Source organism: Arthrobacter sp. zg-Y1171 (assembly GCF_025244845.1).
In the GTDB taxonomy this organism is placed as follows: domain Bacteria; phylum Actinomycetota; class Actinomycetes; order Actinomycetales; family Micrococcaceae; genus Arthrobacter_B.
The window spans coordinates 257,997-279,390 of the sequence record NZ_CP104264.1 but is presented as its reverse complement, the minus strand read 5'-3'; the positions used below and the strand labels follow the sequence as shown (position 1 = coordinate 279,390).

The following is a 21,394-nucleotide window of genomic DNA, read 5'->3' as shown; positions in this document are numbered from 1 at the left end:
TATTCCTTTATGGAGAACTTCGAGCGCCCAGTTGCCTTGCGCGCGACGGCATTCATCCGCCCGTCCAAGTGGCTGCACCGGCCGGTGCGCGCAATCCGCTACGACGCCTATTGGCGGGACGGACGCCTGGAGTTCGGTGTAGACCTGTTCAAGTTGCTCCGCGGCATGCACACCACGGACTCCTCGACCCTACAGACGAACCTGCGCGCCACCTGCCCGGAAGTCGGCCGCGGCAGGTGGGTGCACGAGTCCGGCAGCGTCATGACGGAACCCGTTCCACCGGGGCCAATGCAGGGCACGGAGCTTTAGCAGCCCCTGCAGTCCGGTCCGCCGTAGATCTCGACAATTCGTCAACTCCTATTGACACGGTCCCCTCCGTCAATCTAGGTTGACGCTTATGGAAGACCATTCCCCCTTGGCCGCCGCGGCGGCGAGTCCCGATCCGGCTACCGGGCTGCGCGCCGTCGTCGCCCTCGGCAGGCTGCGCGACCAGCTCGAGGCCGTGCAGGTTGCCAATGCCCGGGCGCAGGGCTGGTCCTGGCAGGCCATCGCCGACCAGCTCGGCATCAGCAAGCAGGCAGTGCACCAGAAGTACAACCGGAAAGCGAAGTAGCGCCATGTTTGAACGGTTCACTCAGCAAGCCCGCCAAAGTGTCGTCTCCACCCAGGAAGAAGCCCGCACCTTGGAGGCGACCCAGATCCTCCCGGTGCACGTGCTGATCGGCGCGGTGTCCACCGTGGAAACATCCACCCCTCGGCTGGCGTCCGTGCTGGCCGAGTGCGGCCTCACGTCAGCGCAGCTGCGTGCGGACCTACGCGCCATGGGCCCGGACTCCGGGTACGACGACGCCGCCGCCTTGGAATCCGTCGGTATTGACCTGGACGAGGTGCGCCGCGCCGTCGATGCACAATTCGGGGAAGGCACCCTGGACGCCGCCGCCGGTCCCGCCCCGCGGCGTCGTCGCCTGTTCGACTCCCTCAAAGGCGGGCACCTGCCCTTCAGCAGCGGCGCGAAAGCCGTACTGACGAACAGCCTGCGCGAATCAACGGCCCGGAAGGACGGCTACATCGGGACGGAACATCTACTGCTGGGAGTCCTCCGCGGCGCCGATCCCGCAGCCATGTCCCTGATCAGCCGACACGTGGGGCCGGAAGACCTGAGGGTTCGGATTCTCGGCACCATGGACGCCGCGGCCTAGGTCCCGGCGCCCGTGCCGAGCCCGGTTCACCAGTCCGCCAGCTTCGTGTCCGGAGCCAGCGGCCCCCGGCCCGCCAGCCAGGCCATGAAGCTGCGCTGCTGGTTCGGGGACCCGAGCCGTTCCAGAACGGTAGCGAGCAGGACACGAAGGTCCCACGCGACGTACTCCTCGGGCCAGTCCGCGGGTGCATAGCCGAGCCCCAGATCCACGTGGTGCATCTCGACTTCGCGGAGCCGATGCGCCGGACAGGCAGCCACGCCGTAGGAGTCATCGCCCCGCCCATGAGGTGGCCGTTGGGCCATCCTGCCGCCTCGGACAGGTTCAGGACCTCCTCGAGGTGCAGCATGCTGGAGCTGAGGTCGGCGATGATTTCTGCGGCGGCCCGGCCGGCACCCTCCTCGATCTCCCGGGTGCGCTGTTCGGATCCGCCGGGATATCTCGGAACATCGTGGCCTTCGAGGGCGCCGGACAGCCGGCGGGCGTGGGCATCGGCGTTCCGCGCCAGATGGGTCAGGACGTGACCCACGGGCCAGCCAGGCAAGCGGCTTGGCGCCAGGACGTCCGTGTCGGTTAGGTCTGCGACACGATGCATCAGACGCGCCTGGGCCGCAAAGCATAGTTGCGCCGCCCGCTGAGGATCCTCTTCCAGATTCACAATGCCCCGCCTTCCCGCCGGCTCCCGTTTGGACGTTATTGTCCATCGCCGGGGTCGGAACGGGTCTCAGGCGCGGCCCAGCACCGCCACCAGGAAGTCCGACTCGGGCGTAAACGGCCGCAGGTCCCACGTGGAGAACCGCTGCTGGACCTCAAGGCCGGCCGCGGCGGCGTCGTCGAAGAAGGCCTCGAAGGCATACCCGCGGTTTCCGCCGAACCCGATAACCACCCGGCCGTCGGCTGCAAGGTGCTCGCGCATCCGGGTCAGGACGTCGACGGCGGTTCCCGGTGCCAGGAAGGTCATCACGTTGCCAGCGCAGACAATGAGGTCGAACGGTTCGGGAATGCCTTCGGCGGGCAGGTCCAGTTCCGAGAGGTCCCCGACGAACCACTGCAGGTCCGGGAAGTCCTGCCGGGCGGCGTCGATAAGTTCCGGATCGACGTCGACGCCGACGACGGCGTGGCCGCGCCGCGCCAGTTCCCCGCCCACCCGGCCGGGACCGCAGCCGGCGTCGAGGATCCGGGCGCCCCGCGGCAGCATCGCGTCGATCAGCCGGGCTTCGCCGTCGAGGTCCTGGCCCTGCTCCCGCATGGCCTCGAACCGCGAGATGTACCAGGCGGAATGCCCGGGATTCTGCCGCTTTTTCGCTTCCCAGAGGGTTTCGTTTCGCATCTTCCAAGCCTACGTCGCGAAACCGGCGGCCGGTCAGCCAACAGGGCTGCCGGCCGCCGGGCGGAGACGCCTCGGCTAGGCCTGAACGGCCTTCTTGCCCTTGCGGTACTGCCCCATCGACTTGAAGTAGTGATTCGACGGGGTCAGGAACAGCAGCACCGTTGCGGCCAGCGTCAGGAGGACGGATATCAGCGTCACCCAGGCTGTTTCGTAGACCGGGATGACGCTTGCGAAGAACTGCACGCGCGAATTCAAGGCCGTAAGCACCGCAACAACAATGAGGACGATCCGGGGCCAGCCGAGGCCCATCCGGGACAGCAGGGCAATCGCTGCGAGGATGACGGCGGTGATGACTCCTGCCCAGACATAGTCGGAGATTTCGTTGCGGATCCAGATGGGGACGTTGTCCGGGCCCAGGAAGCTCTCAATTTCGGACTTATGGTCATCCTTATTCACGGCCATGATTCCCACCGGAATCCGGATCAGCACCAGGGCCGCTGCCGCCAGCAGCAGCCAGAAGGCCATTTCCACCGTCTTCGGACGTGCAGGTGCGTTTCCGGGTGCTACCGGCTGGGCTCCTGCGTAAGGATTCTGGTTGGCGTCCTGCGCTATTTTCTCGGTCATGCTTCCCCCATAAAACTGGCTGATTCCGCGGCAGATTTGCCGGGCCGGTAGGTAGCCTATCCGACCCCCGGAGCGCTGTGCGCCCAGCGCTTAGCGGTGCAACGCCACCACCCCGCAATAAAAAACACCTGCACCCGGGGTTCCATCCCGCCATTGTGGGGCAGGATGGGTGTACCCAGCCGGGGCCGCATGAGCCCCGGACCGCACAGAGGGAAGGCATTATCCAATGGCAGATCTAGGCGGCATGGCAGACAAGGCGAAGGACGCAGCCAAGGACAACCCGGAGAAGGTTGACCAGGCTAAAGACAAGGCGAAGGACGCCGTCGACGGAAACAAGGACGACAAGAAGTAAGCAACCGTCGTTCAACAGAGCCGGACCGTCCCCGCGGGGGCGGTCCGGCTCTTTACGGGCGTCAAGGGAAATGGGGGAAGAGTGTCGCTGAGCACGTCGCGGGTGAGCATCGTTGCGGATCTGCGCTCATATGGTGAAGACGCCGCTGCACAGTGGGCGTGGGAAGCGCCCCGGGAGGTGCTGGAGGAGGTTCTGACCGTCGCAAGCTGGGTGCTTTATAACGGTCCTGGCCTAGCCGACGGTTCCAGCATGCTGATCAGCAAGGCGGTCGCCCTGGCGGGGGTCTACGTTCACGAGTCCCGTCCCCGGGACCTGCACCGCAAGCGGAGGGACTTGAGGGTCCACTCTGCCACCGTCGCCAATGACACCCCTTACGCACGGGAGCGCTTCCTCGGCAGCGATGACTACGATGCCGTCGGTCCGGATGCACGCAGTTATTGGGGCCAACAGCAGCTGCCGCAGGCGAGCACCTGACCCGGTTATTGTCCGCACCGGGGAATAGAACGCAGCCCGGGTTTCTTGTACCGCCCATGAAAGCAATCGTGTACTCCGCCACCGGCCCCTCGTCCGTCCTCTCCCTCGTTGACCGCGACGCCGCCGCCCCCGGCCCCGGCGAAGTGCGGGTTCGGGTTACCGTTTCGGGCGTGAATCCCACCGACTGGAAGGCCCGCGCCGGCAGCAGCCTGGCGTTCCCCGAGGTGGTGCCGAACCAGGACGGCGCCGGGATTATCGACGCCGTCGGCGAGGGCGTGACCGACCTTCAGGTGGGCGACCGGGTGTGGATCTACCTCGCAGCCCACGGCCGTCCGACCGGGACCGCCCAGGAATTCACCGTCCTCCCCGCCGACCGGGCGGTGCGGCTTCCGGACGGCATCGGCTTCGACGTCGCCGGCAGCCTCGGTGTGCCCGCGATGACCGCACACCGAGCCCTCACCGTCCACGAACACGGCCCGTCCCGGCTCGCCCCCGGAGCCCTCGCAGGCCGCACCGTCCTGGTTCAGGGCGGCGCCGGAGCCGTAGGCCACGCCGCCATCCAGTTCGCCGCCTGGGCCGGCGCCACCGTGATCGCGACGGTCAGCAGCGACGCGAAGGCAGAGCTCGCCACCGCTGCCGGAGCCCACCACATCGTCCGCTACCCGGACGACGCCGAAGCCGACCGGATCCGCGAACTCGCCCCGGACGGCGTCGACCACATTGTCGAAGTGTCCCCCGCCCAGAACGCGGCCCTTGATGTGGACGTCATCGCCAACCACGGCAGCATCGCCTACTACGCGAACAACAACGGCGAGGAATTCACGGCGCCGATCGTTGCGAGCTTCGCGAAGAATGTCCGTTGGCAGGGCGTCCTTATATATACGGTGGGGACCCAGGCCCAGCACGCCGCGGCAGAGGACATTACCGCAGCACTGCAGGACGGCGCGCTGCCTGTCGGTGAGTCCGCGGGACTGCCCCTCACCTGGTTCCCCCTCGAGGAAACCGCCGCTGCGCACGACGCCGTCGAGAACGGAACCACCGGCAAGATCCTCATCCGCGTTGGTGACGAGAACGCCTAGACTCCGGATCTTTCGCGGAGGTGTACACCCCGTTCCTGAGGGATGAACCAAGGTTGAACAGGTAGCATGACGGTACTATTCTTCTTTGACCCCGAGATCGGGTCGGATGTCAAGGGTGCCCGGCGAAAACGCGGGCACCTGGAACGCGAGGTATCTTCATGTCTGGCCAGATTCTTGACGTGACCCGACGGGTCGGCGTCGTTATGGGACGCGTCTTGGTCTACGTCCTGATCTGGCTCGGGTTGGCGATGCTTATTGCGGCTGCGGGTATCCGGTTCTTCTGGGGGGAAATCTCCGTGGGCCAGATGCTCCTGAACCTCGTCTCGGTGGAGACCGACGGCGGCGGCGGGGGCATTGTCTGGCTCGGCATCCTGGGCGTCGGCGTCCTGCCCCTGCTCATCACCGGCGGGATCGCCCTGTGGCAGTACTTCCGCCGCCGCAAGCGCCGCGACGGGGAGGACACGCCTAACCGCTCACCGTGGATTATGCGCACCGTCTCCACCCTCCTGGTGGTCGCAGTGGTCATTGGCGGCACCACGGCCTTCGCCAGCACGGTGGGCATGGCCGACTACATCAAGGCGGCGAACTCCAAATACAACATCGGCGACTACTACGTGGAGCCGACCGTCACCGGGGCGGAGCAGAAGCGCAACCTGGTGCTGGTTTACCTCGAGTCCGGGGAAGCCACCCTCGCGGATGACCAGCTGTTCGAAAAGGACGCCTTCGTTCCACTCAAGGACACCACGCAGCCTTCCAAGGGGTGGCAGAGCGTGGAGAATTTCCAGCAGTACGAGGGCGGCGGCTGGACCATGGCCGGCCTAGTCTCCACGCAGTGCGGCGTCCCCCTGAAGGGCGTGGGCTCCTCCGACGAGAGCAGCGACGCCAGCAAGCTAGACGACGACGGCGACACTTACCTGGGCGGGTCAACCTGTCTTGGGGACGTCCTGGAAGAGCAGGGGTACACCAACGTTTTCCTGGGCGGCGCCAACGCCTCCTTCGCCGCGAAGGACACGTTCCTGGGCACCCATGGCTACTCCGAAGTGAAGGACCTCTCCGACTGGCGCGACGCCGGCGAACCGGAAGAGAACTTCCGCAAGGACTGGGGCCTGAGCGATGAACGCCTTATGGCACATGCCAAGGAGGAGGTCGACAGGCTGCATGCCGAGGCGGAGGAAACCGGGAAGCCGTTCAACCTCTCCATGCTGACGCTGGACACCCACGAACCGGTGCACGTCTACGACTACTGCAACGTGGATACCGAGAACAATGTGACCTCCGTGTTCTCCTGCTCCATGACCGAGGTGGCCGGATTCGTGGAATACATGGAACAGCAGGGGTACCTCGAGGACACCGCCGTGGTAATCATGGGCGACCACCTCAAGCACATGAGTGCCGGCGATGCTTTCCACGAGCAGCTGGACCATCACACCAACCGCACTATCTTCAACCGGGTCTGGGTTCCAGGCCAGGCAGCAGGCACCACGCTGCGCCCCGGTGCGGACCAGCTGAGCATGTACCCGACCATCCTCGAAGCCGCAGGCCTGACCCTCAAGGATCGTCAGGCCGGGCTGGGGGTATCCGCCTTCACCTCGGAGATTCCGGCCGAATCGGCGCAGGCCATGGAGCGGGATGCCTACGTCGAACTGCTGGAATCGCTTTCCCCGCAGTTCTACGCGGAGGCCTGGGCCGGGCGGTAGGCACCAACAGGCCCTGTTCGCTCCGCCTCCAAGCGCCCGGCTGCGGTGCATGTATGGTTCAGAGTCAGGAACCGCCTCGGTTCCGCTACAGGAGCGAACATGTCTGACAAGTCCCCGCGCCAAGCAGCATCGAAAAAGTCCGGCAAGTCCATCAAGGAAAAGCGTGCCGAGAAGAAGGCCGCCGCGGCTCCGCCCGCCCTCGACAAGGCCGCCGGCACCAAACCCGCACCGCCCAAAAAGAAGTGAACCGCCCCGTGGAGCGTCTCACCCTCGGCGTCCTGTCCAGCACACGCAAGCCCGATGAGCGGCGGCTGGCCATCCACCCGCTTCACCTGGAACGCATCGCCCCGGAGGTCCGGCGGCAGCTGCTCCTGGAAGAAGGCTACGGAGACAAGTTCGGCGTTCCGGACATGGAGCTGAAGCCGCTCGTTGGTGCTGTGCTCCCGCGGGCGCAGATCCTGGCGGAGGCCGACGTCGTCCTCCTGCCCAAGCCGCAGCCCGAGGACCTCGCCGAGCTGCGGGACGGGCAGACCCTCTGGGGCTGGCCGCACTGCGTCCAGGACCGCGCCGTCACCCAGCTCGCCATCGACAAAAAGCTCACGCTGATCGCCTTCGAAGCGATGAACCATTGGGCTGCCGACGGCGGTTTCGGCCTGCACGTCTTCCACAAGAACAACGAGCTGGCCGGGTATTGCTCCGTCCTGCACGCCCTCAGCCTGACCGGGTCAACCGGCGACTACGGGCGCCGGCTCAGCGCCGTCGTCATCGGCTTCGGCGCAACGGCACGCGGCGCGGTCACTGCCCTGAATGCGCACGGCATCCATGACGTCCAGGTCCTGACCAACCGCGGCGTCGCGGCGGTCGGGTCGCCGATCCACTCCGCGCGGATTGTTCAGTTCGACCGTGACGACAACTCGCCGTTCCTCAGCGAGGTCATCACCGAAGACGGCCGGGTGCCGCTGGCCCCGTTCCTTGCCGAGAGCGACATCGTGGTCAACTGCACTTTGCAGGATCCCAACGCCCCGCTGACCTACCTGCGCACCGATGACCTGGACGCGTTCCGGCCCGGCAGCCTGATCGTGGACGTGTCCTGCGACGAAGGCATGGGCTTCGAGTGGGCGAAAACCACCACGTTCACCGACCCGATGTTCGAGGTGGGCGAGCACATCAACTACTACGCCGTCGATCACAGTCCGTCCTACCTTTGGAACTCCGCCAGCTGGGAAATCAGCGAGGCGCTCCTGCCCTTCCTGGAAACGGTCATTGCCGGTCCTGCGGCGTGGACGGAGAACGAAACCATCCGGCGGGCAATTGAAATCCGCGACGGTGTGATCCTCAACGAGGACGTGCTGCAGTTCCAGCAGCGGGAGCCCGCCTACCCGCATCCGGCGCTGGATTCCTAGCCCGGGCCAGGGGTCAGGCGCCGCGGGAGTCGTAGGCGGCGCGCTCGGTGAACACGTCATCCATGTGCTGTTCCGCCCAGGCCTTGATGCCGCGGGTTAGTCCGTGCAGGGAGCGCCCGAGATCGGTGAGCTCATAGCTGACGGTCACCGGCACCGTGGGGGTGACGGTGCGGGTGAGAAGACCGTCCCGCTCCAGTGAGCGAAGTGTCTGGGTGAGCATCTTCTGGCTTACGCCGGCCAGCACCCGGGACAGCTCGGAGAAACGCAGCGGGCGGGGATCGCCGTCGCAGTCCGGCCCGCTGCCGAGGGCGGCCAGGGCCAGCGTGACCCATTTATTGGAGATCCGGTCCAGCAGTTGCCGGCTGGGACAGGCATCCAGGAACGCGTTATACGCATCTTTCTCCTGCGCTCGTTTCTCTGCCGCTGTCATCGTGGCCATTGCTGCCCTGCCTTCCGGGTTACTTGGGCACTTTCAGGTGCCTACTTCCTGCGGGGAAGTTGCGTCTCCATAGTGGACTGCGGAAGTAAGGATCACCACCCCTGAAAGGCAGAACATGAGCACATTTACCACATCGCTTCCCGGCGGCACCTGGACCTTGGGCGACCTCGAGGTGTCCCGCTTTGGATACGGGGCCATGCAGCTCGCCGGGCCGGGGGTGATGGGACCTCCGCCGGATTACGACGGCGCCCTCTCGGTCCTGCGCGAGGCCGTCACTCTCGGCATCACCCACGTCGACACCGCAGAGGCGTACGGGCCGCACATCACCAACTCGCTCATCCGCGAGGCGCTGCACCCCTACCCCCGGACCCTGCATGTGGTGACCAAGGTGGGGGCCGACCGCGACGACCAGGGCGGATGGACCCCGGCACGGAAGCCCGACCAGCTGCGCCGTGCCGTCGAGGAGAACCTGGAGACACTCGGACTGGATGTACTGGACCTGGTGAACCTCCGCATGGGTGACGCCCATGGAACCGTGCCCGGGGCCCTTGCCGAAGCGCTGGAGACACTCGCGGAGCTCCAGCAGCAGGGGCTCATCCGGCACCTCGGCGTGAGCAACGTGCTGCCCGAGCAGGTAGCCGAAGCACGCAGCGTTGCCCCCATCGTCTCGGTGCAGAACATGTACAACCTTGCCTTCCGCCAGGACGACGGCCTGATCGATTCCCTCGCGCAGGACGGTATCGCCTACGTGCCGTTCTTCCCGCTGGGAGGTTTCAGTCCGCTCCAATCCGAGGAACTCTCCGCCATCGCCGCACGCCTGGGTTCAACCCCCATGTCCGTGGCCCTGGCGTGGCTGCTGCAGCGTTCCCCGAACATCCTGCTTATCCCCGGCACCTCCTCCGTAGCGCATCTGCGGGAAAACGTGACCGGCGCTGCACTGATGCTGTCCACGGAGGATGTCGCGGAGCTGGACACCATCGGCGGGTAGCGCGGGTTCCTGCCGCGTATCTGGAACGATGGCCTCCATGAGTTCAACCGCGGCGCCCTCGAATGCCGATCAGGCAGACCGGGAGGCCCGCGTGGCCCCGAACAGCGGTTCGGCCGCGCGGGCCAGCGCTGTTATGGCAGCCGGCACCGTCGTGTCCCGGGTGCTCGGCCTGGTCCGGACGGCGCTCCTCGCCGCTGCTATCGGCGCCTCGGGTGGGGTGTCGGACCTGTTTTCCTACGCGAACGCCCTGCCGAACTTCATCTACCTGATGGTCGCCGGCGGGGTGTTCAACGCCGTTTTGGTGCCCCAGATTGTCCGGGCCAGCCGGCAGCCGGACCGGGGCGCAGATTACGTCAGCAGGATCCTGACCCTCGCCGTAGCGGCGCTGCTGGTCCTCACGGTGCTGGTGACGCTCGCGGCTCCGGTGATCATCGATGCGGCGACGCGTTTCACCGACGGCAACCTCGCCCTGGCCACGGCGTTCGCCTACTGGTGCCTGCCGCAGATCTTTTTCTACGGGTTGTACGCCGTGCTGGGCCAGATCCTGAATGCCAACGGCTCCTTCGGTCCGTACATGTGGGCTCCCGTGGTGAACAACCTGGTGTCCATCGGCGCATTGGTCGTGTTCCTGTCGCTGATGGGCGCCGAACAGGCAGAAGGGTATAAACCCGAAACGTGGACGCCGGAGCATACGTTCCTGCTGGCGGGAGGCATGACGCTCGGCGTCGCCCTTCAGGCGCTTCTGCTGTTTCTCCCGCTTCGACGCCTGAGACTGGGACTGAAGCCGAAGTTCGGCCTGCACGGCACGGGGCTTGGACGCACGGGCCGGCTGGCATCCGTCACGATCATCACGATGCTGGTCGGCAACGGCCTGTACTTCGTCAATCTCTACGTTGCCACCATCGCCTCCGACGCCCGGCAAACACTCACCGACTCGGGCCGGCCGGACCGGATCGCGGGCCTGGCGAACCTGGACATCGGGGCCATGGTCTACCAACTGCCGCACGCCGTGATCGCCCTGTCCCTGGCCACGGTAATGTTCAACCAGCTTTCCGCTGCCTATGCCGGCGGGAACCTTCCGGAGGTACGCGCGGTGCTGTCCCGGGCGCTGCGCATCACCGGTGTTGCCACGGTGTTCGGCGCGGCGGCCTTGCTGGCATTCGCCGGGCCGCTCGGAATGCTCTTCAGCGAATCGCCCGAGGTGGCCACCCTCCACGGAATCATCATCGCCATCCTTGCCGTGGGAGCCCCGTTCCTGAGTGCCAACTTCCTTCTCGGCCGGGTGTTCTATGCCGGTGAGGATGTGAAGACGCCGCTGAAAATCCAGCTGATCCTGTCCGGAGTTGGGGTGGTTCTCGCCGTTATTGCGGGCGTACTTGATCCCCGGTTAATTGTGCCGACGCTCGCCGCCGCCTATTCCCTCGGCAACGTGATCGCCGTCGTCGTCAGTCACCTCTTCCTCACGCGGGCGATTGGTCCTTACGGTGCCGGGCAGGTCTTTGACGCGCACGTCCGGTTCACGGTTGCCGGCATTGTCGCTGCCCTCGCCGGGACGGCCGTGTTCTGGGCGTTCGGAGGTTACGACGCCGGCGGGTACCTTTGGCAGTCGAAGTTCCATGCCCTTGTGCTGCTCTCCGTGGGCGGGGTCGTGATGGGCGGCGTGTACCTGGGCATGCTGAAACTGCTGCGGGTGGCCGAACTCGGCCAGCTTGCCGGGTCGCTGCAGGCGTTGGTCCGGCGGGGCCGCACCTGACCGTCGCTGCGCCCCGGTTATTTGGTGGGCCGGGGGCGGTGCGTCCCAGCGCCCGTTAGGGCACACTGGTCGCGTGAACGCGATCCCTTGGGTGCTGCACGTCGACCTCGACCAGTTCATCGCCGCCGTCGAAGTGCTCCGGCGCCCGGAACTTGCCGGCAAGCCGATCATTGTCGGGGGCCGGGGCGACCCGACCGAACGTGCCGTGGTGTCCACTGCTTCCTACGAGGCCAGGGCGTTCGGCGTCGGGTCCGGCATGCCGCTGCGGATCGCGGCCCGGAAGGTGCCCGACGCCGTGATCCTGCCGGTCGATGCCGAGGCCTACCTCGAGGCTTCGGACACGGTGATGGCCACGCTGCGCGCCCAGCCCGGCGCCGTCGTCCAGGTTTTGGGCTGGGATGAGGCCTTTGTGGGTGTGGAGACTGAGGACCCGGAAACCTACGCCCGCCAGCTCCAAGCCGACATCCTGGACCGCACGCAGCTGCACTGCAGCGTGGGCATCGGCGACACCCTGATCCGCGCCAAGAACGCCACGGATTTCGGCAAGCCCGCCGGCGTCTTCCGCCTCACCACCGCGAACTGGCTCGACTTCATGGGCCAGCGGCCCACCAAGGAGCTGTGGGGCGTCGGGAACAAGATCTCGGGCCGGCTGGCGAAGCTGGGAATCAATACTGTTGCCGAGCTCGCCGCGGCCGATCCGCAGGCGCTGGTTCCGGAGTTCGGGCCGAAGATGGGCCCCTGGTACAACGAACTGGGACGCGGGGACGGCACCAGCGTTGTGGACGACACCCCGTGGGTCGCCCGGGGACACAGCCGGGAGACCACCTTCCAGCAGGACCTCACCGAGCCGGCGCAGGTAGACGACGCCGTGCGGGAGCTGACCGCGCAGGTCCTGAAGGATGTGGCGTCCGAAGGGCGGCCGGTGATCGGGCTGGCCCTCAAGGTCCGGTACGCGCCGTTCACCACCAAGACGCATGCGCGGAAGATCCCCGAGACCTTCGACCGGGAGGACGTCCTCGCCCGGGCCCTGGATCTCGCCGGCGCCATCGAACCCGGCCGACCGATCCGGCTGTTGGGCCTGCGGGCCGAAATGGCGATGCCCGACGACGCCCGGAAGGGTCACACGCCTACGCGTGGCGGGTGGTGAAGGGCCTGCACCCGTTTTGACGCTCCCGTGTGACTACTGCCATAGTCTTCGGGTGAACTTGTCAGGGATCCGAACAATCGGACAGCATGAGTTAGCTCCTGCGAGCGCCCCTCAACGCACTCTGCGGCGGTTTAGAGGCTGAGCAGGCGCCTGACAGAACACATCGAAGAACCCCCGCCTTTCCCTGCCCTAGGGCCGCACGCCCTGATCCGGCGCAGGGAACCCGTACCCCGGACCGGGCCGCCCGCCGGCGAGCAGCCCCCCGAACTCTTCAGCCCGCAGCACCCCGCGGGGCTGAGCAAGCAAAGGACCCCCATGACACAGCCATCACCGGTCACGCAGAGGCCGGCGATCCCGGACTCCGCGCGTGCGGCGAACGCCCCTGAACCCACCTTCCACCACGAGGAAGAGGGCTATCACAAGGGACTCAAGCCCCGCCAGGTCCAGATGATCGCCATCGGCGGCGCCATCGGCACCGGGCTGTTTATGGGTGCCGGCGGCCGCCTGGCCACGGCAGGGCCGTCGCTGGTCATCAGCTACGCCGTCTGCGGTTTCTTCGCCTTCATGATTCTGCGGGCCCTCGGCGAGCTGGTTATGCACCGGCCCTCCTCCGGCTCGTTCGTCTCCTACGCCCGCGAGTTCTTCGGCGAGAAGGCCGCCTTCGTCACCGGCTGGCTGTACTGGCTCAACTGGGCGATGACCGCGATCGTGGACATCACCGCCGTCGCGCTCTATATGAACTTCTTCCGGAAGTACTGGCCGCCCATCGCGGATGTCCCGCAGTGGACCTGGGCCTTGGCCGCCCTGATCCTGGTGCTGGGCCTGAACCTGGTCAGCGTCAAGGTGTTCGGCGAACTCGAGTTCTGGTTCGCGCTGATCAAGGTGGTGGCCCTGGTTTCCTTCCTGATCGTGGGCATCTGCTTCGTCATCTTCGGCACCCCCGTGGACGGCCAGCAGGTCGGCTTCAGCCTGATCTCGGACAACGGCGGCATGTTCCCCAACGGCCTGCTGCCCGCCGTCGTCGTAATGCAGGGTGTGGTGTTCGCCTACGCCTCGATCGAGCTCATCGGCACGGCCGCGGGCGAGACCGAGCACCCGGAAAAGATCATGCCCAAGGCCATCAACACGGTGATCGTGCGCATTGCGGTGTTCTACGTCGGCACCCTGGTGCTGCTTTCGCTGCTGCTGCCCTACAGCTCCTACAAGGCCGGCGAAAGCCCGTTCGTCACGTTCTTCGGCTCCATCGGGGTGGACGGTGTGGACGCGATCATGAACCTGGTGGTCCTGACTGCCGCACTGTCTTCGCTCAATGCGGGCCTATATTCCACCGGCCGCATCATGCGCTCCATGTCTGTTGCCGGCTCCGCCCCGAAGTTCGCCGGGCGGATGAACAAGGCGGGCGTCCCCTACGGCGGTATCGCCCTGACCGCGGTCGTTGCCCTGCTCGGCGTCGTCCTCAACGCCGTTGTTCCCGCCCAGGCCTTCGAAATCGTCCTGAACGTCGCATCCCTGGGCATCATCAGCACCTGGGCCATGATCGTCCTGTGCCAGATGGAGCTGACGAAGCGGGCGCGGCGCGGCCAACTGTCCCGCCCGTCCTTCCGGATGCCCGGCGCACCCGTGAGCGGCTGGATCACGCTCGCGTTCCTTCTCGCCGTGCTGATCCTGATGGCCTTCGACTCGCCCGTCGGCACCTGGACCATAGCCTCCCTGGCGGTCATCATCCCCGCGCTGATGCTCGGCTGGCGGCTCTGCCGCGACCGCGTCCTCGAACTGGCCGCGGTCCGCGACGGCGACGCCGGGTTGTAGCGCCCGTAGTTCCGGCGGCCCCTCCATTTCCGGGTCCAATCAGGTAATCTCACTGCATCCTCAGTCCATCGCCCGGCTCCGCGTTTCTCCGGATGAGCATCATCCCTGCGGAAGGATCACCATGACGGATATCAGTGAGCACCCCGCCCAGCGCACCGGTGCCGTGCCGCGTCTCTCCGACTCGCAATGGGCAAGGCTCCTCGGCATGGCCGAACCCGCCGACGTGAACGCCGGCGACTATGTCTTTCGTGCAGGGGATTTGAACTATCCAATGATCCTCGTCGAATCGGGGTCCATTGAAATGGTTCGCGACCCTTTGTGGTGGGACGACGAAACCGTTCTCAGCACCCTGGGGCCACGCTCGTTCGGCGGTGAACTCGGGCTGCTCAACGGACAGGCCGCGCTCCTGTCGGCGCGGGTGAAGGAATCCGGGCGCATCCGGCACCTGGCCCGCGAGGATCTGCGGCTGGTCATGAACCAAGACGACGACCTCGGCGGGATCGTTCTCCATACCCTGTGGGAACGCCGCGAAGCACTTCGTCGGGGCCCTGCCGCCATGACGCTCAAGTTCATCGGGACGGAAGCGTCGAGTGAGCTGCTGGCTCTTCGCCGCTTCGCTGAACGCCTGGATTTGATCCATACCGTCTTCGTCGTCCCGGCGGACGGCATGGGTGCCCTCGATGGCCACGGCATGGCAGCCGAGGACCTGCCGGCAGCGCTCATCCAGGGCAAGCTGATAAAGCGTGCGACGCCGGGGACTATCGCCGAGCGCCTCGGGTTGAGTTACCAGCCCCATCAGGAGGGCTCGACGGACCTGCTGGTCGTTGGCGGCGGACCTGCCGGGCTCGCGGCGGCCATCTATGCAGCCTCCGAAGGGCTGAGCACGGTGGTGCTCGACGCCGTCGCGCCCGGCGGCCAGGCGGCGTCGACATCCCGAATCGAAAACTTCCTTGGTTTTCCCTTCGGAGTGGCCGGCGGAGACCTCATCCGCCAAGCGACACTGCAGGCGATCAAGTTCGGGGTGAGGATCTGGGCGCCCTGCGATGCGGTGTCGCTCGAGACGATGAATGACGGCCTGCAGCTCACGCTGGGTGACGGGGCTATCCTCCATACCCGCACCGCATTGATTACGTCCGGGGCCTCCTATCGAAGTCTCGGAGTTCAGGGGTGGGAGGACTTCGAGGGACACGGAATCTACTACGCCGCTACCAGCCTCGAGGCGCGCCAAGTCGCAGGGCACCCTGTGGTTGTGGTGGGCGGGGCAAACTCAGCCGGCCAGGCCGCGCTCTATCTCGCCTCCCATGGATGTCCGGTCCATCTGGTGGTGCGGGGAACAGAGGTTGGGGCGCGGATGTCCTCCTACCTCGTGGACCGCCTGCGGGAGAATTCCCGGATCTCCATCCATACCGAGTCGAACATCATCGGTTTGGAAGGTGGCTCCGCCCTGGACTCGGTCCGGATCGATACCGCCGGTGCGGTGGATGCGCACGGATTGTTCTGCTTCATCGGAGCCGACCCGGCCAGCGCCTGGCTGCCCACCCTGGACAGGGACACTGCGGGCTTCATCCGCACCGGAACCGACATCGCCATCCAGTCCCTGGATCAGTGGCAGCCGCTGGGCCGCGAACCGATGCCCTTTGAAACCTCCACCCCACGCGTTTTTGCAGCGGGGGATGTCCGTCACGGGTCCATGAAACGCGTCGCGGCAGCGGTCGGGGAAGGGTCAAGCGCCGTCGCGTCCGTGCACCGGGCCCTTAGCGACCCTGCCAGCCCGCTCGCCCGCCCGCCGCGTTCTCCCGCTGACCGGAGCAGCTGACCGCGTCTCGGAACTCGCGGGCTGCACGCTACAGCCGGACGGTCCCCTCGATGCAGCTCATGACCTGTCCGCCGACCCAGATTTTCCCGTCGCGGAGACTGATGTGCACCCGGCCCCGGCGTCCGAGAACTGTTCCCTGCGATGCAGTGAAGGGCGGGGTGGCCAGCCCTGTGTCGATCAGCCAGCGTGCCAGACCCGCGTTCAGGCTGCCGGTCACGGGGTCTTCCCAGACGGGGTCGCCTCCGACGAAGGCACGCACCTCGAACTGGGTTTCCCCCGTAGGTTCGTGCGGTCCCACCACACCGATTTCCAGATCGCCGGCCTTTCCCGGGTCGGGCTGCAGGCTCAAGACTTCCTGTGCGGAGGAAAGCCGGACGCCAATCCATCGAGGACCATTAACCAGCCACGACGCATCACGGATGTTCTCCCGCGGGATTCCCAGAATTGCCGCTATTCGTTGGGCCAGCGGCTCGTCCACGGGTTCGTAGCGGGTCAGGGGCGGCGCCTCGAAGGCCAGTTGATCCTCCGCTACACGGATCGGGATCAGCCCTGCCTCGCATTCCTGGATGAGAGTCCCGTCGAGCCGTGGCGATCCCCCGGCGTCCAGCCAGGCCTCGGCGGATCCAAGCGTTGGATGACCCGCGAAAGGCAGTTCTGCCATGGCGGTGAAAATCCTCACCCGGTAGTCGGCCTTCGGGCTGCTCGGTGGCAGGAGGAACGTCGTCTCAGAGAGGTTTGTCCAGGTGGCGAACCGCTGCATCTCCTCGGCGCTCAGCCCGTCGGCGTCGTGAACAACAGCCAACGCGTTGCCCCGATACGGCTCAGAGGAGAACACATCGACTTCGCTGTAGGGACGGACTTTCATGCCGCCACTGTAACAAGGTGCCTCCGACGGGCCTGGCGCTGAGGCCCGCGCCAATCCATCCTGGTGTTCAACCTCCGGGAATTCAAAGTCTGCCGGGACGGTTATATAGGGGTAGAACATCTGCTTTTGGCGGCAGCCTAAACCGGGACCGGAGTCCACAGCCGATGACCGGGGTGTAGTTGTAATCTGGCCGTAGGTGGCTTGCGGCTCCGCCACTATCCATTCACGAGAGGATCATGATGTCTCGCCTTACTGCGGGGAACATCTTCAAAGTCACTGTCGCTCTTCTTTTCTTCCCCTTTATGCCTCTTCTGGTGCTGATGATCGGGGTGCGCAGGAGTAACTGGAAAGTGATCCTTGAGGGTGGCCTGTACGTTGCGCTCGTCCTGGCGGCCGTCGCCCTGCCCGGGACCGCAGCGCAGTTCATCCTCTCGTTCTTCGTGGTTCTCGGGCTCATAGCCGTAGCGGGCATGCGGTCCTACATGCTCCGGGACCTATGGCTGCACCCCAGGACCCGGGGACCGCAGGTTATGACCCAGTCCCAGCCAGGGGCAGGGACCACGCCGCCGGAGGAGTTGTCCTCCGCTTTGGCCTGGTCTGCCGCGCTCGCGAAACGAAACAGGAGCCGTCTTCCGTCCGAGGCGTACGCCAGCATTCTGGAAACCTGCCAGACGCTGGACGCGGTGATCGACGCCGAAACTCGCCAGCCGCTGGGCGATCCCCAATTTGAGTACGAATTGTCCGCCACGGTGCGCGACTACCTGCCGAGTGTCCTCCAGAATTACGTGGCCATCCCGCCGAAGATGCTGGAGACCAAACAGGCGAGCGGAAGGACCCCCAACGAGGAACTGGTCGAGCAACTGCAGCTCCTTGCCGGACAGGCCGAGACGCTGCACGCCAGCCGTCACCGCCGCACCTCCGCGGAGCTGACCAATACGGGCAACTTCCTTCGGGAGCGGTTCGGGCACCGTCAGGGCGGCTACGACTTCGGGATTAAGTAGTCCCGGCTCGAAGCCGCGGATCCGGTGCTGCCTGCCGGGGTGTTGCTAACACTGGTTGCGACCGGGTGAGCTTACAGTGACGTACATCACATAAGCCCGGACACATCCACCTGCTTGGAGCGCCAATGACGACAGTCCACCGCACACCGCCCACCGACGAGCTCGGCAGCGGCGAGCGCGACCGCGTGTGCGTCATCGGCGCGGGCTGCTCCGGAATCACGGCGGCCAAAGTCCTCCACGAACGGGGACTTGCCTTCGACTGCTTTGAACTCTCGGACCGGGTCGGCGGCAACTGGGTATGGGGCAACAGCAACGGGGTGTCCGCGGCCTACAAGTCCCTGCACATCAACACCTCGCGCAGCCGGATGGAATTCAGCGACTTTCCCATGCCCGCGAACCTGCCCAATTTCGCACGCCACGACCAGGTCGCGGCGTACTTCGACGCCTACGTCGACCACTTCGGGTTCCGGGACAAGATCACCTTCAACACCGGTGTGGAGCACGTGCGCCCCCTGCCCGGCGGCGGCTTCGAGGTTCGGCTGAGCACCGCCGAGACCCGGCGCTACGGCTCGGTCATAGTGGCCAACGGCCACCACTGGGATGCCCGCATGCCGGAGCCGGCCTTCCCCGGCGCCGAAGGCTTCACCGGCGAGCAGATGCACTCCCACGACTACACGGACGAGCAACAGCTCACCGGCAAGCGGATCGTGGTGCTCGGCATGGGCAACTCGGCCATGGATATCTGTACCGATGCCAGCTACCACGCGGCCGAGACCTACCTCTCCCACCGACGGGGCGTGCACATCATTCCCAAGTACGTCTTCGGCAAGCCCTTCGACGAGATCGGAGCGCACGAGAAGATCCCGTCCCGGGTCCGCTGGGCCGTCGCCCGCGTGGTCATGCGCGCCGCCACCGGCCCGATGTCGCGTTACGGCCTTCAGGAACCCGACCACAAGTTCGCCCAGGCCCACCCGACCGTCTCCAGCCGGATACTCGACCGGCTGGCCCACGGCGACGTGGTCCCGAAGCCCAACATCCAGCGCTTCGACGGCGACAGCGTCGTCTTCACCGACGGCACCCGCGTCGCGGCCGACCTGGTGATCTACTGCACCGGTTACAAGATCTCGTTCCCGTTCTTTGACGCCGGCTTCCTCGACCCCTCCGGGGATAACGAGATCCGGCTCTACCAGCGGATGTTCCACCCGACGGTGCCGGGGTTGTACTTCATCGGACTGGTCCAGCCCCTCGGCGCCGTCATGCCGATCGCCGAGCGGCAGTCCGAGCTCGCCGCCGACCATCTCCAGGGCCGCTACGCCCTGCCCGAGCGGGCCGCGATGGACGCCGAGATCGACCGCCACCGCAAGGCGATCACCAAAAGGTACGTCGCCAGCAAGCGGCACACCATCCAGGTGGATTTCGTCGATTACATGCGTGCCCTGCGCAGCGAGCGCGATGCCGGAGCGCGGCGCGGAACCGCTGCGCAGGCCGCAACCGACCGTGTGGGGGCCTGACATGGCCGGGAACACTGAGCAGCACTCACGCCGCATCGCCGTCGTCACCGGCGCCGCCCGCGGCATCGGACATGCCACCGCGGCCCGACTGTTGCGCAATGGTTGGAAAGTCGGCGCGTTCGACATCGAAAGTGAGGGCCTCGCCGAACTCAAGGACATTGCTGCCGCCCACGGCACGACGGTCGTCACCGGAGCCCTCGATGTCCGGGACGCCCAGCAGTGGCGCGAAGCCCTAGCCTCCGTTTGCGAGGACCGTTTGGACCTTCTGGTCAACAACGCCGGACTGCTGGCTGCCGGGCCGTTTGTTGATACCGATCTTGAACGGCACCGCGCGCTCGTGGACGTCAACGTTCTCGGCACCATCAACGGTGCGCATACCGCGTTCCCGTACCTGAAAAATGCTGACAGGCCGGTGCTGCTCAACCTGGGATCAGCCTCAGCCATTTACGGGCAGCCCGATCTTGCCACCTACGGCGCCACGAAGTTCGCGGTCCGCGGCCTGACCGAGGCACTGGAACTGGAATGGGCGGAGCATGGCATTGCCGTGCTCGATCTGTGGCCGCTGTTCGTCAACACCGGGATGGTCAAGGGCGTCAGTATCGGGGCGATCCAGTCGCTCGGCGTGCGGCTGAATGAAACCGACGTTGCCGCAGCTGCTGTCGCCGCCGTGGAACGCAGCATTAGGTCCCGTCGCAATCGGAAGTGGCCCCGCAACGTCCATCACGCCGTCGGACCGCAGGCACGCTTCCTGGTCATGCTCTCCCAGATGACTCCGAACTGGGCCAACCGGCTCATCACCGACCGTCTCACCCGGCGGCCGGCTGACTGACCCCCCCCCAGTGTTCTGCCGAGTTACATGGCCATGCCATCCAAGATGCTGGACAATAAAACAGGCAAGCGGAAGTGCCCCCAACGACGGATTGCTCGGGCAGCTGCAGGTTCTCTCCGGGCAGGCCGATTGAACACCCAGCCCCGCCTAGCTGAGGAGAACCCGCATGTACCGAAGCCGCATCTCCGCGCCCGTGCTTACCGCCGTCGCGGGCCTGGCACTCATCACCGGATGCTCCGCTGATCCGGCGCCGACACCCGAGGAAACCGGAACCCCATCATCAACCAGCGTCGGAACACCGGAGAGCACGGCCACGGCTTCCGCGACAGACCCAAGCGCATCAACGGCATCCGGCGGCGCCGGTGCGACGATCACCCTCAGCCGGGGGCAAGAACATAAAATTACGGAAGCGAACACCAGCGTCAGCATTACCTGCTCCGGCGGCGGGGACATCGACGTCGAGACAAATGGCTCCACCGTCCGGACCACTGGTCAATGTGAAGACATCGACATCCGGGGCAATAACAACACCGTCAGTGGCGAGGACGCGGAAAACCTCGACATTGAGGGCAACAATAATGAAGTCACCCTCAGCAATGTGCCCGACATCGATGTGGACGGAACCGCGAACACTGTCGCCGTCGAGGTGACCCGTGACATCGACGTCGAAGGAGAGAACAACACCGTTACCTACACCTCCGGGGACCCCTTGATCGAAACCGAGGGTACGAACTCCGTCTCGGCCCGATGAACACGAGCATGGGCGGACGAGACGGCGGCGAGGTGAGCCGCGGGCTGAACCTTTAGCACTCTGGGCGCCTACCCCAGGCTCTCGAACACCATCGTCGCCTGGATGCGGTCGCCGCCGCCGAATCCCTTGCTCCCGCTGCTCGCGGTGGTGATGGTGTGAAGCCGGTAGCCTTTCGCGGCCTGATCATTGATGGCCTTTTCCATCCTTCCGTTCCTGACCGATTGGGCGCAATTCTACTCGATACAGGCCGCTGGTCCTTCGGTCGAATTCCGCCGTTTTCAGACGCGAGCAACGATTTTTCACCTGCCCTTAAAGACGTTTCTGAATCCT

The 21,394-nt window shown here is 65.8% G+C and carries 24 protein-coding genes and 1 pseudogene; 18 read left to right on the top strand and 7 right to left on the bottom strand.

The window, feature by feature from the left end; genetic code table 11:
* The first annotated feature begins 9 nt into the window (after positions 1–9).
* The 3 genes from N2L00_RS01410 to N2L00_RS01400 all read left to right on the top strand — a co-directional run bounded on the left by N2L00_RS01410 (position 10) and on the right by N2L00_RS01400 (position 1,199).
* Entirely contained in the window at positions 10–309 is a 300-nt protein-coding gene (locus tag N2L00_RS01410; protein WP_255863635.1) for a hypothetical protein, read from the top strand.
* Positions 310–397: 88 nt separating this feature from the next.
* Positions 398–613, top strand: coding sequence for a helix-turn-helix domain-containing protein (locus N2L00_RS01405; RefSeq protein WP_146363983.1), 216 nt, complete (start codon positions 398–400; stop codon positions 611–613).
* A gap of 4 nt (positions 614–617) precedes the next feature.
* Positions 618–1,199 carry a Clp protease N-terminal domain-containing protein gene (locus N2L00_RS01400; RefSeq protein ID WP_255863634.1) on the top strand — a complete coding sequence of 194 codons (582 nt, stop codon included), beginning with the start codon at positions 618–620 and terminating at the stop codon, positions 1,197–1,199.
* Positions 1,200–1,225: 26 nt separating this feature from the next.
* Here N2L00_RS01400 and N2L00_RS01395 read toward each other — a convergent pair whose 3' ends face one another.
* From N2L00_RS01395 to N2L00_RS01385, 4 genes and pseudogenes are all read right to left on the bottom strand, one after another.
* Positions 1,226–1,501, bottom strand: a complete 276-nt coding sequence (locus tag N2L00_RS01395) for a hypothetical protein (RefSeq protein ID WP_255863633.1) — start codon at positions 1,499–1,501, stop codon at positions 1,226–1,228.
* 11 nt (positions 1,502–1,512) lie between these two features.
* Positions 1,513–1,791: pseudogene (locus tag N2L00_RS16200) on the bottom strand (maleylpyruvate isomerase N-terminal domain-containing protein); the annotation flags it as partial.
* 129 nt (positions 1,792–1,920) lie between these two features.
* Complete coding sequence (locus N2L00_RS01390) at positions 1,921–2,526, bottom strand: bifunctional 2-polyprenyl-6-hydroxyphenol methylase/3-demethylubiquinol 3-O-methyltransferase UbiG (protein WP_255863632.1); 606 nt, start codon at positions 2,524–2,526, stop codon at positions 1,921–1,923.
* A gap of 75 nt (positions 2,527–2,601) precedes the next feature.
* Entirely contained in the window at positions 2,602–3,150 is a 549-nt protein-coding gene (locus N2L00_RS01385; RefSeq protein ID WP_255863631.1) for a hypothetical protein, read from the bottom strand.
* A gap of 226 nt (positions 3,151–3,376) precedes the next feature.
* On the opposite strand from N2L00_RS01385, the gene N2L00_RS01380 reads away from it, so the two are divergent.
* The 6 genes from N2L00_RS01380 (at position 3,377) to N2L00_RS01355 (ending at position 8,155) form a co-directional block, all read left to right on the top strand.
* Positions 3,377–3,502: a hypothetical protein gene (locus N2L00_RS01380; RefSeq protein ID WP_255767342.1), complete on the top strand. Its 126-nt coding sequence runs from the start codon at positions 3,377–3,379 to the stop codon at positions 3,500–3,502.
* An 81-nt stretch (positions 3,503–3,583) separates the two neighbouring features.
* Positions 3,584–3,976, top strand: coding sequence for a hypothetical protein (locus tag N2L00_RS01375; RefSeq protein ID WP_255863630.1), 393 nt, complete (start codon positions 3,584–3,586; stop codon positions 3,974–3,976).
* A gap of 56 nt (positions 3,977–4,032) precedes the next feature.
* Complete coding sequence (locus tag N2L00_RS01370) at positions 4,033–5,055, top strand: NADPH:quinone reductase (RefSeq protein WP_255863629.1); 1,023 nt, start codon at positions 4,033–4,035, stop codon at positions 5,053–5,055.
* Between the two features lie 158 nt (positions 5,056–5,213).
* The gene (locus N2L00_RS01365) at positions 5,214–6,752 is read left to right on the top strand and encodes a sulfatase-like hydrolase/transferase (RefSeq protein ID WP_255863628.1); all 1,539 of its coding nucleotides are present in this window, start codon (positions 5,214–5,216) and stop codon (positions 6,750–6,752) included.
* 99 nt (positions 6,753–6,851) lie between these two features.
* Complete coding sequence (locus tag N2L00_RS01360) at positions 6,852–6,998, top strand: hypothetical protein (RefSeq protein WP_255767337.1); 147 nt, start codon at positions 6,852–6,854, stop codon at positions 6,996–6,998.
* An 8-nt stretch (positions 6,999–7,006) separates the two neighbouring features.
* Positions 7,007–8,155, top strand: a complete 1,149-nt coding sequence (locus N2L00_RS01355; protein ID WP_255863627.1) for a N(5)-(carboxyethyl)ornithine synthase — start codon at positions 7,007–7,009, stop codon at positions 8,153–8,155.
* Between the two features lie 13 nt (positions 8,156–8,168).
* Here the strand turns inward: N2L00_RS01355 and N2L00_RS01350 are convergent, their stop codons facing one another.
* Positions 8,169–8,594 (bottom strand): helix-turn-helix domain-containing protein, encoded by a 426-nt coding sequence (locus N2L00_RS01350; RefSeq protein WP_255767335.1) that lies wholly within the window; start codon positions 8,592–8,594, stop codon positions 8,169–8,171.
* 115 nt (positions 8,595–8,709) lie between these two features.
* On the opposite strand from N2L00_RS01350, the gene N2L00_RS01345 reads away from it, so the two are divergent.
* The 5 genes from N2L00_RS01345 (at position 8,710) to N2L00_RS01325 (ending at position 16,107) form a co-directional block, all read left to right on the top strand.
* On the top strand, positions 8,710–9,582 hold the full coding sequence (locus N2L00_RS01345) for an aldo/keto reductase family oxidoreductase (RefSeq protein ID WP_255863626.1): 873 nt from the start codon (positions 8,710–8,712) through the stop codon (positions 9,580–9,582).
* 37 nt (positions 9,583–9,619) lie between these two features.
* Positions 9,620–11,335, top strand: coding sequence for a murein biosynthesis integral membrane protein MurJ (murJ, locus tag N2L00_RS01340; RefSeq protein ID WP_255863625.1), 1,716 nt, complete (start codon positions 9,620–9,622; stop codon positions 11,333–11,335).
* A gap of 91 nt (positions 11,336–11,426) precedes the next feature.
* A complete protein-coding gene (locus N2L00_RS01335) occupies positions 11,427–12,482 on the top strand; it encodes a DNA polymerase IV (RefSeq protein WP_255863726.1) in 1,056 nt (351 codons plus the stop codon).
* 315 nt (positions 12,483–12,797) lie between these two features.
* Complete coding sequence (locus N2L00_RS01330) at positions 12,798–14,291, top strand: amino acid permease (protein ID WP_255863624.1); 1,494 nt, start codon at positions 12,798–12,800, stop codon at positions 14,289–14,291.
* Between the two features lie 121 nt (positions 14,292–14,412).
* On the top strand, positions 14,413–16,107 hold the full coding sequence (locus N2L00_RS01325; protein ID WP_255863623.1) for a cyclic nucleotide-binding domain-containing thioredoxin-disulfide reductase: 1,695 nt from the start codon (positions 14,413–14,415) through the stop codon (positions 16,105–16,107).
* A 28-nt stretch (positions 16,108–16,135) separates the two neighbouring features.
* On the opposite strand, the gene N2L00_RS01320 is transcribed toward N2L00_RS01325, so the two are convergent.
* Positions 16,136–16,972, bottom strand: coding sequence for a PhzF family phenazine biosynthesis protein (locus tag N2L00_RS01320; RefSeq protein WP_255863622.1), 837 nt, complete (start codon positions 16,970–16,972; stop codon positions 16,136–16,138).
* Positions 16,973–17,211: 239 nt separating this feature from the next.
* Between N2L00_RS01320 and N2L00_RS01315 the strand changes: the two genes are divergently transcribed.
* The 4 genes from N2L00_RS01315 (at position 17,212) to N2L00_RS01300 (ending at position 21,064) form a co-directional block, all read left to right on the top strand.
* Positions 17,212–17,973, top strand: a complete 762-nt coding sequence (locus N2L00_RS01315; RefSeq protein ID WP_255863621.1) for a hypothetical protein — start codon at positions 17,212–17,214, stop codon at positions 17,971–17,973.
* A gap of 125 nt (positions 17,974–18,098) precedes the next feature.
* On the top strand, positions 18,099–19,484 hold the full coding sequence (locus tag N2L00_RS01310) for an NAD(P)/FAD-dependent oxidoreductase (RefSeq protein ID WP_255863620.1): 1,386 nt from the start codon (positions 18,099–18,101) through the stop codon (positions 19,482–19,484).
* A gap of 1 nt (position 19,485) precedes the next feature.
* A complete protein-coding gene (locus N2L00_RS01305; protein WP_255863619.1) occupies positions 19,486–20,313 on the top strand; it encodes an SDR family oxidoreductase in 828 nt (275 codons plus the stop codon).
* A 166-nt stretch (positions 20,314–20,479) separates the two neighbouring features.
* Positions 20,480–21,064, top strand: coding sequence for a DUF3060 domain-containing protein (locus N2L00_RS01300; RefSeq protein ID WP_255863618.1), 585 nt, complete (start codon positions 20,480–20,482; stop codon positions 21,062–21,064).
* A 68-nt stretch (positions 21,065–21,132) separates the two neighbouring features.
* On the opposite strand, the gene N2L00_RS01295 is transcribed toward N2L00_RS01300, so the two are convergent.
* On the bottom strand, positions 21,133–21,267 hold the full coding sequence (locus tag N2L00_RS01295; protein ID WP_255767325.1) for a hypothetical protein: 135 nt from the start codon (positions 21,265–21,267) through the stop codon (positions 21,133–21,135).
* Positions 21,268–21,394: the final 127 nt, after the last annotated feature.